Annotated in this window: 10 protein-coding genes and 1 riboswitch; of the genes, 3 read left to right on the top strand and 7 right to left on the bottom strand. The window is 58.1% G+C overall.

Annotated elements, in window-relative coordinates:
• Nucleotides 1-17 precede the first annotated feature (17 nt).
• A complete protein-coding gene (locus ACW4YW_RS05860; protein WP_457136715.1) occupies nt 18-2,138 on the bottom strand; it encodes a TonB-dependent siderophore receptor in 2,121 nt (706 codons plus the stop codon).
• A 235-nt stretch (nt 2,139-2,373) separates the two neighbouring features.
• Here ACW4YW_RS05860 and ACW4YW_RS05865 point away from each other — a divergent pair, with 235 nt between their 5' ends.
• Complete coding sequence (locus tag ACW4YW_RS05865; RefSeq protein ID WP_457136716.1) at nt 2,374-3,570, top strand: PepSY-associated TM helix domain-containing protein; 1,197 nt, start codon at nt 2,374-2,376, stop codon at nt 3,568-3,570.
• Nucleotides 3,571-3,935: 365 nt separating this feature from the next.
• Here the strand turns inward: ACW4YW_RS05865 and mutY are convergent, their stop codons facing one another.
• The 5 genes from mutY to ACW4YW_RS05890 form a co-directional block, all read right to left on the bottom strand.
• Nucleotides 3,936-5,033 (bottom strand): A/G-specific adenine glycosylase, encoded by a 1,098-nt coding sequence (mutY, locus tag ACW4YW_RS05870; RefSeq protein ID WP_457136717.1) that lies wholly within the window; start codon nt 5,031-5,033, stop codon nt 3,936-3,938.
• A gap of 16 nt (nt 5,034-5,049) precedes the next feature.
• Nucleotides 5,050-7,731 (bottom strand): AsmA family protein, encoded by a 2,682-nt coding sequence (locus ACW4YW_RS05875; protein WP_457136718.1) that lies wholly within the window; start codon nt 7,729-7,731, stop codon nt 5,050-5,052.
• A gap of 96 nt (nt 7,732-7,827) precedes the next feature.
• Nucleotides 7,828-8,652 (bottom strand): undecaprenyl-diphosphate phosphatase, encoded by an 825-nt coding sequence (locus ACW4YW_RS05880; protein WP_457136719.1) that lies wholly within the window; start codon nt 8,650-8,652, stop codon nt 7,828-7,830.
• 93 nt (nt 8,653-8,745) lie between these two features.
• Complete coding sequence (locus tag ACW4YW_RS05885) at nt 8,746-9,141, bottom strand: YidB family protein (protein ID WP_457136720.1); 396 nt, start codon at nt 9,139-9,141, stop codon at nt 8,746-8,748.
• 67 nt (nt 9,142-9,208) lie between these two features.
• Complete coding sequence (locus tag ACW4YW_RS05890; protein ID WP_457136721.1) at nt 9,209-10,393, bottom strand: pseudouridine synthase; 1,185 nt, start codon at nt 10,391-10,393, stop codon at nt 9,209-9,211.
• A gap of 115 nt (nt 10,394-10,508) precedes the next feature.
• Between ACW4YW_RS05890 and ACW4YW_RS05895 the strand changes: the two genes are divergently transcribed.
• Nucleotides 10,509-10,733, top strand: a complete 225-nt coding sequence (locus ACW4YW_RS05895) for an AbrB/MazE/SpoVT family DNA-binding domain-containing protein (RefSeq protein ID WP_407993321.1) — start codon at nt 10,509-10,511, stop codon at nt 10,731-10,733.
• Nucleotides 10,730-11,125, top strand: coding sequence for a type II toxin-antitoxin system death-on-curing family toxin (locus ACW4YW_RS05900; RefSeq protein WP_457136722.1), 396 nt, complete (start codon nt 10,730-10,732; stop codon nt 11,123-11,125). The genes ACW4YW_RS05895 and ACW4YW_RS05900 overlap by 4 nt, the downstream gene beginning before the upstream one ends.
• 49 nt (nt 11,126-11,174) lie before the next feature.
• Here the strand turns inward: ACW4YW_RS05900 and thiC are convergent, their stop codons facing one another.
• A complete protein-coding gene (gene thiC, locus ACW4YW_RS05905; RefSeq protein ID WP_457136723.1) occupies nt 11,175-13,061 on the bottom strand; it encodes a phosphomethylpyrimidine synthase ThiC in 1,887 nt (628 codons plus the stop codon).
• Between the two features lie 68 nt (nt 13,062-13,129).
• Nucleotides 13,130-13,240, bottom strand: a riboswitch (TPP riboswitch).
• Nucleotides 13,241-13,405 lie beyond the last annotated feature (165 nt).

Consider the following 13,405-nt stretch of genomic DNA (forward strand, 5'->3'; position numbering starts at 1 on the left):
TCATCGAAAGCAAGCGCTTACCAATAATAGGTGGCGCTGGCAATCACTTGCCTGCGCGGCCCCAGCCAGCAATCGCCCCGCGAGATGCAAGTGGAGACGTACTCCTTGTCGAACAGATTGCTGGCATTGAGCGCATAGCGCCACGACCCGTAATCCAGCCCGAGCATGGCATCGACCAGCGTGACGTCCGGCGCCTTTAGCTGCTCGTAGGCATCCTGGCTGCTGCCAATATAGCGCACCCCAAGGCCGGCGCGGAACCCATGCAGGTCGCCAAGCGCAAAGCGCTGCACTGCCCATGCCGAAGCCAGGTGCTTGGGGATGGTCTCGACCTGGTTGCCTCGCTCAGCCGGGTTGTTGGTCTTGTTGTAACGTGCATCCAGGTAACTGTAGCTTGCAATCAGGCTCAAGTGGTTGGTCAAAGAGCTGGTTGCCTCCAACTCGATGCCCCGCGTGCGGATCTCGCCTCGCTGGATTGAATAGCTGGGGTTGACGGGATCGGGCGTCTGGCGGTTCTGGTCGCGCATATCGAACACCGCTGCAGTCAGGCGCGTGCGCGAACCCGGCGGCTCATACTTCACTCCCAGCTCCCATTGCTTGCCGCGCTGCGACTCGAACAAACCGCCCAAACGGTCGGTTCCGGCAACAGGTAAGAAGGATTCGGCATAGCTGAGATAAGGTGCCCAGCCGTTCTCGGCAACATAAGTCAGGCCGTAGCGTTCCGTGGTGGCGTAATCCCGCTTGGTTTCAGCCCCTTGGACCTCATTCTTGGCCTCGTCGCGGCGTATGCCGGCCGTTAGCACCCATTGCTTGTAGCGCACTTGGTCCTGCACATAGATGCCGGCCTGGGTCAGGCGCGAAAATGAGGGCGTCAATACGAGGCCGGACGTATCCACCGGGGTATAGATCGGGTCGTAGACATCAATCGAGTTATTGGGATTGAGGGAATAACCGATATTCTTGGCTTGGCGAAAACGCCCATAATCCAAACCCAGCAGCAAGGTATGTGAAAAATCGCCGGTATTGAAGCTGGCTTCCAGGTGATTGTCGAGATTGACGGTTTTGGAATTCGTCTCGGAAACATCCACGTACCGGTTCAGCACCCGCTGGTTGGCATCGATATAAGGGTTGGCGCTGAAACTGTCGGGGTAGAGGCTGCGGTAATCGTTCGTGCTGCTGGTGTAGCGGGCGTTCTGCCTGAACTTCAGGTGGTCGTTGAACGCATGCTCGAGTGCCCAGCCCAGATGGGTGGATTCGGAGACGTAGCGGTCGAAGCCGGGATCGCCGAGATAGGTGTCGAACGGAATCTTGCCGTTCGGGTTGGGACGCAGCACGCCGGACCAAGGCAGGAACTGCGGCGTGGGCCGTCCGTCATTGCGCTGGTACTGGGCCAGCAAGGTCGCACTGGTGCGATCGTTCGGCTTCCAGGTCAGCGAAGGCGCAATCAGGGTGCGCTCATCCCCCGCATGCTTGACCTGGCTCTCACTATCGCGCCCCAGCAGGACCAAGCGGTAGAACAAACTGTCGCTGTCCGCAACCGGTCCCGTGAAATCGGCTTGCAATTGCTTGCGCTGGTAATTGCCGAGCAAGACGCTCATTTCGCGCTTGGTTTCCGTCTGCGGGCGCTTGGACACCAGGTTGACCACGCCGCCGACGCCGCCCGCCCCGTACAGCATGGAAGAAGGCCCCCGCAACACCTCGATGCGCTCCATGGCATAAGGGTCGGGACGTACGGTCTCTGAGTAGAAGGTGTTGATCTGGCGCAGGCCATTCAGGTACTGCGTGGCATCCATGCCGCGGATGGCATAGGAATCCGACCTTGAATCCAGCCCGTACTGGTCGGACACGACCCCGGCAGTGTAGCGCAGGACTTCCTGTATCGATTGCGCGCGCTGGTCTTCAATCCGGTCTGCCGTGATCACGGAGACGGATTGCGGCGTCTCCAGGATGCTGGTGTCAGTCTTGGTCGCCGTCGCGCTTCGCTTGGCGGTATAGCCGCGTACGGCGCTTGTGGGGGTCTCCTTCTCCATCTGGCTGCTCACCTGCACTTCCGGCAATTTCTCCTCGGCAGCATGTGCCTGCATGATGGCAAGGCTGACCAGCCACCCGCACATACGGTAATGTGTAGATTTGGATTTCATGATGCTCCCGCATTGAATTCAGCAATGCCGGGCAACCCTGCGAACGCAAGGCGTGGGACAGGGAATTGCCCAGCGGTGCAAATTCCCCGATCGGATATGGTGATACTGATGCAGCCAGTCGAAATTCCGGCCTACAAGATGCACAAAATTACTGTTGCGCTTGATTATTTTTAATAAAACTCATTATCTATTATATAAAATATCGACTTTTACCTCCACCCATTATTGCTTTTCAATGCGTAAATACCTGGTTGTCATCCATCGATGGTTCGGCCTCGCCATGGCCGTGTTCCTCTTCATCGCCGGGCTGACCGGTGCCGTGATCTCCTGGGACCACGAGCTGGACGAATGGCTGAACCCCGCATTGTTCCACGCAGCCGGCGAAGGAACCGCGCAATCCCCACTGGCGCTTGCCAACCAGTTGGAACAAGAGCGCCCGCAATTGATGGTAACGTATCTGCCGCTTGCCATAGAACCTGGCCATACACTGGGCATGAGCGTCAGCGCCACACCGGATGCGGCGACTGGAAAGGCCAAACCGCTGGGTTACAACCAGGTGGCCCTCAACCCGGCCAATGGCGAAATCCAAGGCCAGCGCGAATGGGGCGCCGTGTCGCTGACGCGCGAGAACCTGCTGCCGTTTCTCTATAAACTGCACTACAGCATGCATATCCCCGATGCCTGGGGCCTGGAACTCGGCATGCTGTTCATGGGCATCATCGCCATCATCTGGGTGTTCGATAACCTGATCGCGCTGTGGATATCGTTTCCCAACGTCAAGTCCTGGCGCAAATCGTTTGCCTTTCGCTGGAAGCAGGGCGGCTACAAGCTCAATTTCGACCTGCACCGCTCCGGCGGCGTCTGGGTATGGCTGCTGCTGCTCATGCTAGCCGTTACCTCCGTCTCCATGAACCTGAATTTCCAGGTCATGCGGCCGTTGGTGGAAACCTTCTCCAGCCTCAGCCCCAGCCCGTTCGCATCCCGCATGCCGCAGCCCGAGGACGAACCGTTGCTGCCGGACATCCGGCGTGAGCAGGTCCTTGAGATTGCACGTGCGGAGGCCCGCAAGCGCGGCTGGACAGCACCGGCTGGCGCCGTGTTCTACTCGCCCGCCTTCGGGCTCTATGGCGTGGGGTTCTTCGAGGCCGGCAATGACCACGGCGACGGCGGCCTGGGCAACCCCTGGCTCTATTTCGACGGCAAGGACGGCAGCATTGTCGGAGAAAGCATTCCCGGCACAGGCAGCGCAGGAGACATCTTCATGCAAGCCCAGTTTCCGCTGCATTCCGGACGTATCCTGGGATTGCCGGGGCGCATCCTGATTTCAGTCATGGGCGCGGTTGTCGCCATGCTGAGCGTGACAGGCATCATCATCTGGCTGCGCAAGCGGCAATCACGCAGACTGGACCAAAGGGCCAGGAGAGCCACCTAGACTCGCATTAAGCGCAGCGATTCTGGCCAGGTTTCCGCGGACAATACAAACAGCACGGCAGGACAACAACGACAGAAGGATGTAGAGCCTGTTCAATGTCTTTTCATCGGGCACGCATGGCTCCAAACCGTGTCCGGTCAAGGCGCAGTCCGCAGGTAATGCTGATGCCTTGCCAAGGACTGCAACGCAGAGCGGGCGCGGTTTGGGGCCATGCCCTTCGGGTTACCCCGGCAGCGCGGCCGCTGCTGTGTTGCAAATCCTCGCCGGGCAATAAGCCCGTCTGCGGTTTGCGCCTTGCTTCGACTACCCTGCCGGGGCAACGTACCTGATGAAAAGACATTGAACAGGCTCTTAGCGGCTCTACATCAAACCAGCGCCAACTGCCGCTGGCCGGGGCTTGCAACTTGTTGCTGCGCAGCCAAGGCCTGCAGTATCTTGCGCACCGGCACCGGTAGCGCGGCGTCGATCGCATCATCTAGCGGTATCCATTGCAGGCCCGCTTCCCGCGCCTGTAAAGGCACAGCGTCCACAGGCATATGGTTGGCGGTGATATGCAACTTAAAATGCGTGAATACATGGGTCAACTGCACAAGCGAAATCGGCGCAACTCCCTCCACGCCGAATGCCTGCCGCCCCCATGCCCGGCCGTCCTGGCAGATCTCCAGTTCAGGCAAGCTCCATAGCCCGCCCCAGATTCCGCTATCCGGGCGCTTCTGCAGCAAGACGCGGTTTCCATTTGTTATCACCAGCATCTGCACGGCTTTCTCCGGGATGGTTTTGCGCGGCTTGGAAGCAGGCAGTTCGCCAACGCGCTCCGCCAGCAGCGCGCCGCAATCTTCCTGCAATGGGCAATTGGCGCAACGCGGACGGCTGCGGACGCAAACCGTGGCTCCCAGGTCCATCAAGGCCTGCGCATAAGTGCCCATTTCCGCCTGGGGCTGCATTGCTTCCGCGATCTGCCACAGCTTTTTCTCGACGCTAGGCAGACCCGGCCAGCCCTCGACCAGGAAATAGCGCGCAAATACGCGTTTTACGTTGCCGTCCAGTATCGGCTGCGGCAACCCGAAGGCAAACGAGGAGATGGCGGCTGCCGTGGAGCGGCCAATTCCCGGCAAGGCCTGGATGGCATCGAAATCGCGCGGAAATTCGCCCGCATGCAGGCTCATCACCTGCTGCGCCGCCTTGTGCAGGTTGCGCGCGCGCGAATAATAGCCCAGACCGCTCCAGTGCTGCATGACATCATCCTGGCTGGCCGCCGCAAGGCTGGCAATGCTCGGGAAACGCCGCATGAACTTCTGGTAGTAGCCGATCACCGCCGCCACTTGCGTCTGTTGCAGCATGATCTCCGACACCCAGATGGCATACGGGTCGTGCGTATTCTGCCAGGGCAGGTCGTGGCGGCCGTGCTGTTTCTGCCAGGCTACCAGCCTGTCGGCGATGGGAGGGTATTGCGTGAAGTTCATCTCAGCGAGATTCATTTCAACGGCCAAACAGGTTCTGGAGTTTCTGCTTGACCTTGTCCTCAGAGGAGGCAGGCGGGGCCTCGCTGCCGGCTTCGTCCTTGCTCTGGTCGCTTTTCTTGTTGAGCAGGGATTTCACCGCTTCTTCACGGTTGCCTTCCAACAGGTTCTTTACCGCCTCGCCCTTGGCGCCGCCGGCGCCTTCCAGCAACTTGTTCTTGGCCACGGCGGCAGCCAGCCCGGCAAAGTCGATGGCGTAGGCTGGCTTAGTGAAGGTCCCGGTGAGCTTGACCGGCACGGTGAGGCCGTTGAGCTCCTGCAGGCCCGCCCCGCCCTGGCCCTTGAGGGAAGCGACGACAGTAGGCTTGGCAAGGTAATCCAGGGTTTCGTTGGCAATGTCGACGCTGCCGTTGCCCGCAATGCGGAACAACGGCGCCTTCATGTCGAGGTCGTCATTGTGCGCCACGCCGTTCTTGATATTGAAACTGGCGGACATTTCGCTGAAATCCGTCTGCTTGCTTTTGTCGCCCGTGACGCTGGTGCTGCCCTTGAGCGCATTGAGCTTGTCCTTGGCGCCACGCAGCGTCCCTGCAATATCGATGCCCTTGACCGCACCGTCCTTGAGGTTGAGTGCGGCCTTGCCGTTCAGCCCTTTCTTGAGGGAATTCACGGTATCGCCGCTGGTGGTGATATCGAGATTCAGGCTGCCTTTGCCGTTGAGCATGTCGTTGTTGATGGCATCTGTCAGCAAGGGGCCGATCGCGATGCTCTTCATGTCTTGCTTAATCGCGATATTCGGCATGCTGCGGGCGTCAACCGTCAGGGCGCCGTTCATGGAGCCCTCGTAGAGGTTAGCGGAAAAAGGGGCGAGTTCGGCCACCCCCGAGTCCGCCTTTAGCTTGATGCGCACATTGGTGCTTTTGACATTGGCCACCTTGAGCGAGCCGATGCGCAGCTCGCCGTCCGCATTCAATTGCCGCAATGCGCTCAGGTCTATGGGGGCGTCTTCCTGCGGCTTGCTCGCCGTGGCTGGCGCCGGTTTCGCAGGCTTCGCTTCGGAGTCGGTGATATAGCGGTCCGCATCCAGCTTGTCGATATCGACGTCGAAATGATAGATCGGCCGCTCGAACCGGCTGATACCGAACTTGCCGTTGATCGTGGTTTCGTCGAGCTTCACGTTGAACGGATTGATATTGAGCGTCTTGCCGTCGGCCTTGATGCCGAGCTTGAGCCCAGCCAGGCGGAACTTCTCGTAGACGATGCTGCCGATATTCACATTGCCCTGCAACAGCAGGTCTTTCAATGCGGAAAGATCGGGCGCGGACGGCTCGGCCGCCGGCTTGCTTGCGGCTTTCTGCGCCGGTTTGGCATTGGCTGCGCTATTGCCCAGCAGTTTGTTCAAGTCCAGTTTGTCGCCATTGAGGTTGAAACGGATATCGGGCTTGGCAAAGCCGGCCACGGCCACGTCGCCTTTGAGCTTGGTGTCCTCGACATCCAGGCTGAAATCGCTGTCTACCTTTTCCTGCTTGACGTCAGCCAGCAGCTTGAAGGCGAACTCGCCCTGGGCAGCGCCTTTCGGCAAGGCCTTGTCCTTGATGTCTATCTTGCCTGCCAGCTTGGGCAGCTCGAACACCAAATCTTCCAGGTTGCCCTTGAATGGCGATGAGAACTTGCTTTCCACGCTGCGGTCGGTTTGCTTGAGGCTGAACTCGCCATTGACGCCGCTGCTTTGCAGCTCCCTTGGCGAACCCTTGATGTCCGCCAACACCAGTTGGGCCTTGATGCTGTCGCCTGCTTTTTCCTGGCTGAAGGCCAGTTCGGCCTTGTCGCCAGACACTTCATCCTGACGCACTACCAGCTTGGGCGCAGCGAAATCCGCCACCAGCTTGGCATCGGCAAGCTGGCCGGAAAACGCGAGCTTGAGGCCGTTCACGAGGAATTCCATGTTTTCAGGGCGCGCATCTACGTCGCCTGTCAGGCGAATGTCCGCATCCTGCACATCCGCGATATTGCCCTTGATCACGGCATCCAGCTTTTGCGCGGCGAAATGCTGGTTCTCGACATCGGCCATGAAGTTGCCTTGCAGCTTGACCTTAGCCTCCACCTTCGGCGCGCTCGCGCTCACTTCGAAATCGCTCGCAAGGTCGAATGGCGTGGCAAGCGCAACGCGCCCGGTCTTGAGGTTGAACTGCTTGACGGCATAGGTGTTGCCGGCTGCCTCGTCGTGGAAGCTCACGGCGGAATTGCTGACGTTGATGCTGGAAATATCAAAATTGATTTCCTGCGACGGCTCGTCCTTGTCTTCGCTCAGCAAGTCGTCGAAATTGGTGCTGCCGTCCTGGTAGCGCACGATATTGGCACGCGCGCCATCCACATAGACCGCATCGACCACCAGCTCTTTCTTCAATAACGGGATCAGCGCCACGGAGACCTTGAGTCCCTCCACGGCGGCAAATTCTTTATCGCTATTGTGCTCGGAGAGGGAAATCCTGCCCAGGTCCGCACCCAGCTTGGGCCAGAATGCAAGCTTGATGTCGCCTTCGATATTGAGCGTGCGCTGCTTCTTGTCCTTGACCAGTTGCACGATCATGGGTTTGTAGTCGTTCGGGTTGAAGGTGGCGGCGAACACCGCCACGATGATGACCAGCACCAGAACGATTCCGCCGAGGCTAAACAAGGAATACTTAAGGATTTTATTCATTAACCTATCCTGTTTTGATTGCGCAAGAACAATAAGCTACCGACCATCGCATGAACAAGCAACGCACGTAGGTAGACGATCATCGCGCTGCTCCCGTCAGACTTCAGACCACTCCACCCAGCCGAAATACCAGGTCGCCAGCACAACCAGGCCGAAGACAATACGATACCAGGCGAATACGACGAAAGTATGGTTGGAGATGAACTTAATGAAGCTCTTCACTGCCCACATGCCGGCGACAAAGGAGGCGATGAAGCCAACCGCGAACACCGGCAGATCTTCCAGCCGCAGCAGCGCCCAGTTTTTGTACAAGTCGTAGGCAGTGGCGGCAAACATCGTGGGAATGGCAAGGAAGAAAGAGAACTCCGCCGCCGTCTTACGCGACAGACCGAAGATCAAGCCGCCCATGATGGTGGCTCCCGAGCGCGAAGTGCCGGGGATCATCGCCAGCGCCTGGGCGAAACCGACCTTGAGCGCATCGCCCCAGCGCATTTCATCCACATCGTTAATGCGCGGATGATAGGTACGCTTTTCCACATATAGGATAATGAGCCCGCCAACTACCAGGGCAGTGGCAACGGTAATCGGGTTGAACAGCAGTTCCTTGATAGTGGAGTGGAATATCAAGCCGAGCACCGCAGCCGGCAGGAAGCCGATAAACAGTATCCCGACAAAGCGCCGCGCGGACGGCTGCGTGGGCAGACCGATGGCGACCTTGATCAGGCGTTCGCGGTAGTCCCAGCACACGGCAAGGATAGCAGCTAGTTGGATGACGATTTTGAACACCTTGCTGGTGTCATCATTGTAGCCAAGCAAGTCGCCAATGATGATCAAGTGGCCGGTACTGCTGATGGGAAGAAATTCCGTAGCGCCTTCCACAATCCCGAGGATGAGCGCCTTGAGTAATAGTAAAAAATCCATGTCGTTTCGTCTTTATTGTTGATAATCAGCATGGGCCATGCTGCATGCCTGCCATACAGTACGGAGCGCTTTCCCTCCGTCTTGCGACAACGATCAGCCTTTGAGCAGGGAAAACGCCCGCGCCATCAATTCCGCCTGGCTGCTAGGCAACTGACCATCCGGGCTCAGCTTGTCGATGGCCTGGGGCAGGTACTCCGCCAGCTTGCTGCTGAAATCATTGGTAGGCATAGAAAACTGCGCTGCCATCGACTTGAGCAATTCTGCACCAAATACCTGCAGCACCTGTTGTGCACTCAAAGGCAGGTTGCTGCCCGACCCAAGCCAGGACTCCACTTCGGTACCCAGGCCGTGCTCACGCAGCTTGTCCAGCACACCCTGCGGGCCGCCGGAATTGCTTATCAGCTCCAGCCCGGCCTGTATCATCGGGTTGCCGCTGCTGCCAGCCACCTTGCTCATCACCGAGCCTGCAATACTGTCCAAAAGTCCCATTCGATATTCCTTTTAAAATCCATGTTGCCAGCCCGGAGCCTCAAGAGCAGTGCTCTCGCCCTTCCTTTTAGAATCGTTCTCCCGGCCGCAAATAGCGCCAAGTCCCCACAGGCAGCTTGCCCAGGGCCACGCTGCCGATACGCACGCGCTTGAGTCCGACCACCGTGAGCCCGACCAGTTCGCACATGCGGCGAATCTGGCGCTTGCGCCCCTCGCGCAGCACGAAACGCAACTGGTCCTCATTCTGCCATGACACTTTGGCTGGCTTGAGCTTGACCCCATCCAGGCTTAGGCCGTAATTGAGCTTTTTCAGCCCGTCCTCGCTGAGCGTCCCGGTGACGCGCACCAGGTATTCCTTCTCGATCGTCGAATCCTCACCGATCAACTGACGCGCCACGCGGCCGTCCTGGGTCAGTACCAGCAAGCCGGTGGAATCGATGTCCAGTCGCCCGGCAGGCGCCAGCCCGCGTAAATGTCCGCGCTTGAATATCGTCTGGGTCGGGTCTTCCTCCCACTGGTTGTCCGGATGGACCAAAACCACGGCAGGCTCATAACCGTCTTCCGCCTGGCCGGAGACATAGCCTACCGGCTTATGCAGCAGGATGGTGACGATCTCCGCCTGGTGTTTGTGCGCCTCCTTGCTGACCTTGATCTCGGCATCGGGCGATACGCGCGTACCCAGCACGTCGACCACCTCGCCATTCACCGTCACCCAGCCGTTGGCGATGAACTCATCCGCCTCGCGGCGCGAGCACAGGCCGAGCTCGGCCATGCGTTTGGAAAGCCTGGGCAATTCAGGCTGGCTGGGAACCGGCTTGGGCGAAAACCTGGGATTGGTCTTCCGGTCCTGATTGAATTCGCCAGGCTCGAATCCGTCACGTTGCTTGCCGCCACGACGCGGCGTGTCTCGGTCAGCAAACTGGCGAGGATTATCGTCTTTTTTGCCATAAGGCTTCCTGGCGGATGCTGGCCGCTGCGCTGGTGGCTTTGTCGCAGATAGAGATTTGCCAGCGGCATTACTCCTACCAGTGCTACCGGGCCCTGCTGCTCTTCGTCCAGTCGCGGAAACAGGTTTTGCTGGCTCTTTTTTTACCGGTTCTTTCGCTTCTGCAACGGCTGCCGGCGAAGCCTTCGCCACATATTCTGGCGCCGACGTACGCGAACGCTTGGCGGGGTCGGCCCTGCGTACCGGCGGCTTGCCAGGATTCTTCGGCGAAGTTGCTGCACCGGGTTTCAATTTAAGCGTGGTCATGGCGTGATTTTAGCATAGCAGGCTATCGCAATCAGGACTGACGCATCAATGCATTGGAACGCCTGAGAAACTTGTGTATTATAACCAAAGTTATAACATTCATGAGGCAATCGCCATGTCCACACTCAAACTGACGCAAATCGGCAATTCGCTGGGCGTGATCCTGCCCAAAGAATTGCTTGGCAAGTTCAAACTGGAAAAAGGTGATGAGTTATTTGTCACCGAAACGCCCGATGGTTTCAGCATTACACCACATAATGAAGAATTCGAACGGCAAATGGAACTTGCACGCAAGATCATGAAGGAAAACCGCGCCGTCCTGCGTGAATTAGCAAAATGAACAAAGGTGACTGGGTATGGATTCCCCTGCCCATCATTCTTGCCGTCCATGACGAACAATTGGCCGAGCACGGCGGATTAAGGGGTATCCGCGATCAGGGCTTGCTGGAATCTGCGTTGGCTCGCCCCGAGCATTTGGCTGCCTATGGCACTCCGGATTGCGCCGCACTTGCAGCGGCCTACGGCTATGGCATCGCTCGAAACCATCCCTTTGCCGATGGCAACAAGCGCAGTGCATTTGTGGCGACGTTACTGTTCTTACGTTTGAACGGTTTTGATCTCACAGCAACCGATACAGACAAGGTGCTCACCATGCTGGATGTCGCTGCTGGGAACCTCAGTGAAGATGCTTTTGCAGACTGGATAAGACACCACAGCACTGTGTTGACATAAAAGCAGCCAGTTAAACTGGCCGTTACTTCATGCATGGCAATACCTGCCATCAAACCTTCTGATAAACCTCGCTGCCGCGCTTGACGAACTCGATCGCCTTTTCCTGCATGCCCTTGCTCAGCGCCGCCTCTTCGTCCACGCCAAGCTTGTCGGCATATTCGCGTACGTCCTGGGTAATTTTCATCGAGCAAAAGTGCGGGCCGCACATGGAGCAGAAATGCGCCTGCTTGGCGCCTTCCTGCGGCAGGGTCTCGTCGTGGAATTCCTTGGCTTTCTCAGGATCGAGGCCGAGGTTGAACTGGTCCTCCCAACGGAACTCGAAACGCGCCTTGGACAGGGCGTTGTCGCGAATCTGCGCGCCGGGGTGACCTTTGGCCAGGTCGGCGGCATGCGCCGCAATCTTGTAGGTGACGATGCCGACGCGCACGTCTTCCTTGTCCGGAAGGCCCAGGTGCTCCTTCGGCGTGACGTAGCACAGCATCGCGCAACCGTACCAGCCTATCATCGCGGCGCCGATGCCGGAGGTGATGTGATCGTAGCCGGGTGCGATATCGGTGGTCAAAGGTCCCAGAGTATAGAACGGGGCCTCGCCGCAATGCTCCAGCTGCAAGTCCATGTTTTCCTTGATCATGTGCATGGGCACGTGGCCAGGGCCTTCGATCATGGTCTGCACGTCATGCTTCCAGGCAATCTGGGTCAATTCACCCAAGGTTCTCAGCTCGGCAAACTGGGCTTCGTCATTGGCATCGTAGATCGAGCCGGGACGCAGGCCGTCGCCGAGCGAAAAACTGACGTCATAGGCCTTCATGATCTCGCAGATGTCCTCGAAATGCTCATAGAGGAAAGACTCTTTATGATGCGCCAGGCACCACTTCGCCATGATGGAGCCGCCGCGGCTGACAATCCCAGTCATGCGCTTAGCGGTCATCGGGATGTATTGCAAACGCACGCCGGCATGGATGGTGAAGTAATCCACGCCCTGCTCCGCCTGCTCAATCAAAGTATCGCGAAAGATTTCCCAAGTGAGGTCCTCGGCCTTGCCGTTGACCTTCTCCAGCGCCTGGTAAATCGGGACTGTGCCAATCGGGACTGGGGAGTTGCGGATGATCCACTCACGAGTTTCGTGGATGTTCTTGCCGGTGGACAGGTCCATCACGGTATCGCCGCCCCAGCGGGTGCCCCAAACCATCTTCTCCACCTCTTCGCCTATGCTTGAACTCACGGCGGAATTGCCGATATTGGCATTGATCTTCACGAGGAAATTGCGGCCGATGATCATCGGCTCGATTTCAGGGTGGTTGATGTTGGCGGGAATGATCGCCCGGCCGCGCGCCACTTCGTCCCGGACGAACTCAGGCGTGATGGTTTCAGGAATGGAAGCACCGAAATGGTGTCCGGCATGCTGGGTCTGTAAAAGCTCACTCATGCCTTCGCGGCGCTGGTTCTCGCGGATGGCGATGAACTCCATCTCCGGGGTGATGATGCCCTGGCGCGCATAGTGCATCTGCGACACGTTTCTGCCTGCCTTGGCGCGCAGCGGCTTGCGGTGCAGGTTGAAGCGCATGTCGGCCAGCTTGGGGTCGTTCAGCCGTTCCAGCCCGTAGCTGGAAGTCGGGCCGTCCAGTTGCTCGGTATCGCCGCGCTCGGCAATCCAGCCAGCGCGCAAGGCGGGCAAACCGTTACGGATGTCGATACTGACTTCAGGATCGGTGTAAGGACCGGAAGTGTCGTAGACAATCACCGGCGGGTTCTTCTCGGCGCCGAATGCCGACGGCGTATCCGACAGGCTGATCTCGCGGAAAGGAACGCGGATGTCGGGGCGCGAGCCTTCGATATAGATCTTGCGGGAATTGGTAAAAGGCTGCGTTGCGCCAGGGTCGACCTGGGCGGTGGCATTGAGGAAATTCTGCTGCAGGTTTTTGTCGGTGGCGTTCATTCAAGTCTCCAAAATGCGGGAAGCGTTTTTGGAGTACCGACAGGGGAATAAAAATAGAAATCACCCCATCAAACCAAACTGCGCTTCCCTACGGTGGGATAATCCACATCAGGTTCAAAGGGTAATTCTCACTGCCATTGCATGCCTCAGCGTGCAACAGCAGACCCCTAGCGATGGAAGGAATGTACGTTAAAACCCTGATTCGATCAAGATTATTGTGGACAATGCACAGTTGATGCAGAGCAGCATGTGCCTAAAGCTGGCAGGTCACGCGATCCAGCTTGAAACTCTGCCGTCTGGCGCTATAATCGGCAGACCGATAGCCATGCGATGGATAAGGACAA

The sequence above is a fragment of the Methylobacillus pratensis genome (assembly GCF_054072455.1).

Bases quoted from the DNA above. Each gene is read 5' to 3' on its own strand.
- ACW4YW_RS05860 (WP_457136715.1), bottom strand. From the start codon at position 2,138: ATGAAATCCAAATCTACACATTACCGTATGTGCGGGTGGCTGGTCAGC.
- ACW4YW_RS05865 (WP_457136716.1), top strand. From the start codon at position 2,374: ATGCGTAAATACCTGGTTGTCATCCATCGATGGTTCGGCCTCGCCATG.
- mutY (WP_457136717.1), bottom strand. From the start codon at position 5,033: ATGAACTTCACGCAATACCCTCCCATCGCCGACAGGCTGGTAGCCTGG.
- ACW4YW_RS05875 (WP_457136718.1), bottom strand. From the start codon at position 7,731: ATGAATAAAATCCTTAAGTATTCCTTGTTTAGCCTCGGCGGAATCGTT.
- ACW4YW_RS05880 (WP_457136719.1), bottom strand. From the start codon at position 8,652: ATGGATTTTTTACTATTACTCAAGGCGCTCATCCTCGGGATTGTGGAA.
- ACW4YW_RS05885 (WP_457136720.1), bottom strand. From the start codon at position 9,141: ATGGGACTTTTGGACAGTATTGCAGGCTCGGTGATGAGCAAGGTGGCT.
- ACW4YW_RS05890 (WP_457136721.1), bottom strand. From the start codon at position 10,393: ATGACCACGCTTAAATTGAAACCCGGTGCAGCAACTTCGCCGAAGAAT.
- ACW4YW_RS05895 (WP_407993321.1), top strand. From the start codon at position 10,509: ATGTCCACACTCAAACTGACGCAAATCGGCAATTCGCTGGGCGTGATC.
- ACW4YW_RS05900 (WP_457136722.1), top strand. From the start codon at position 10,730: ATGAACAAAGGTGACTGGGTATGGATTCCCCTGCCCATCATTCTTGCC.
- thiC (WP_457136723.1), bottom strand. From the start codon at position 13,061: ATGAACGCCACCGACAAAAACCTGCAGCAGAATTTCCTCAATGCCACC.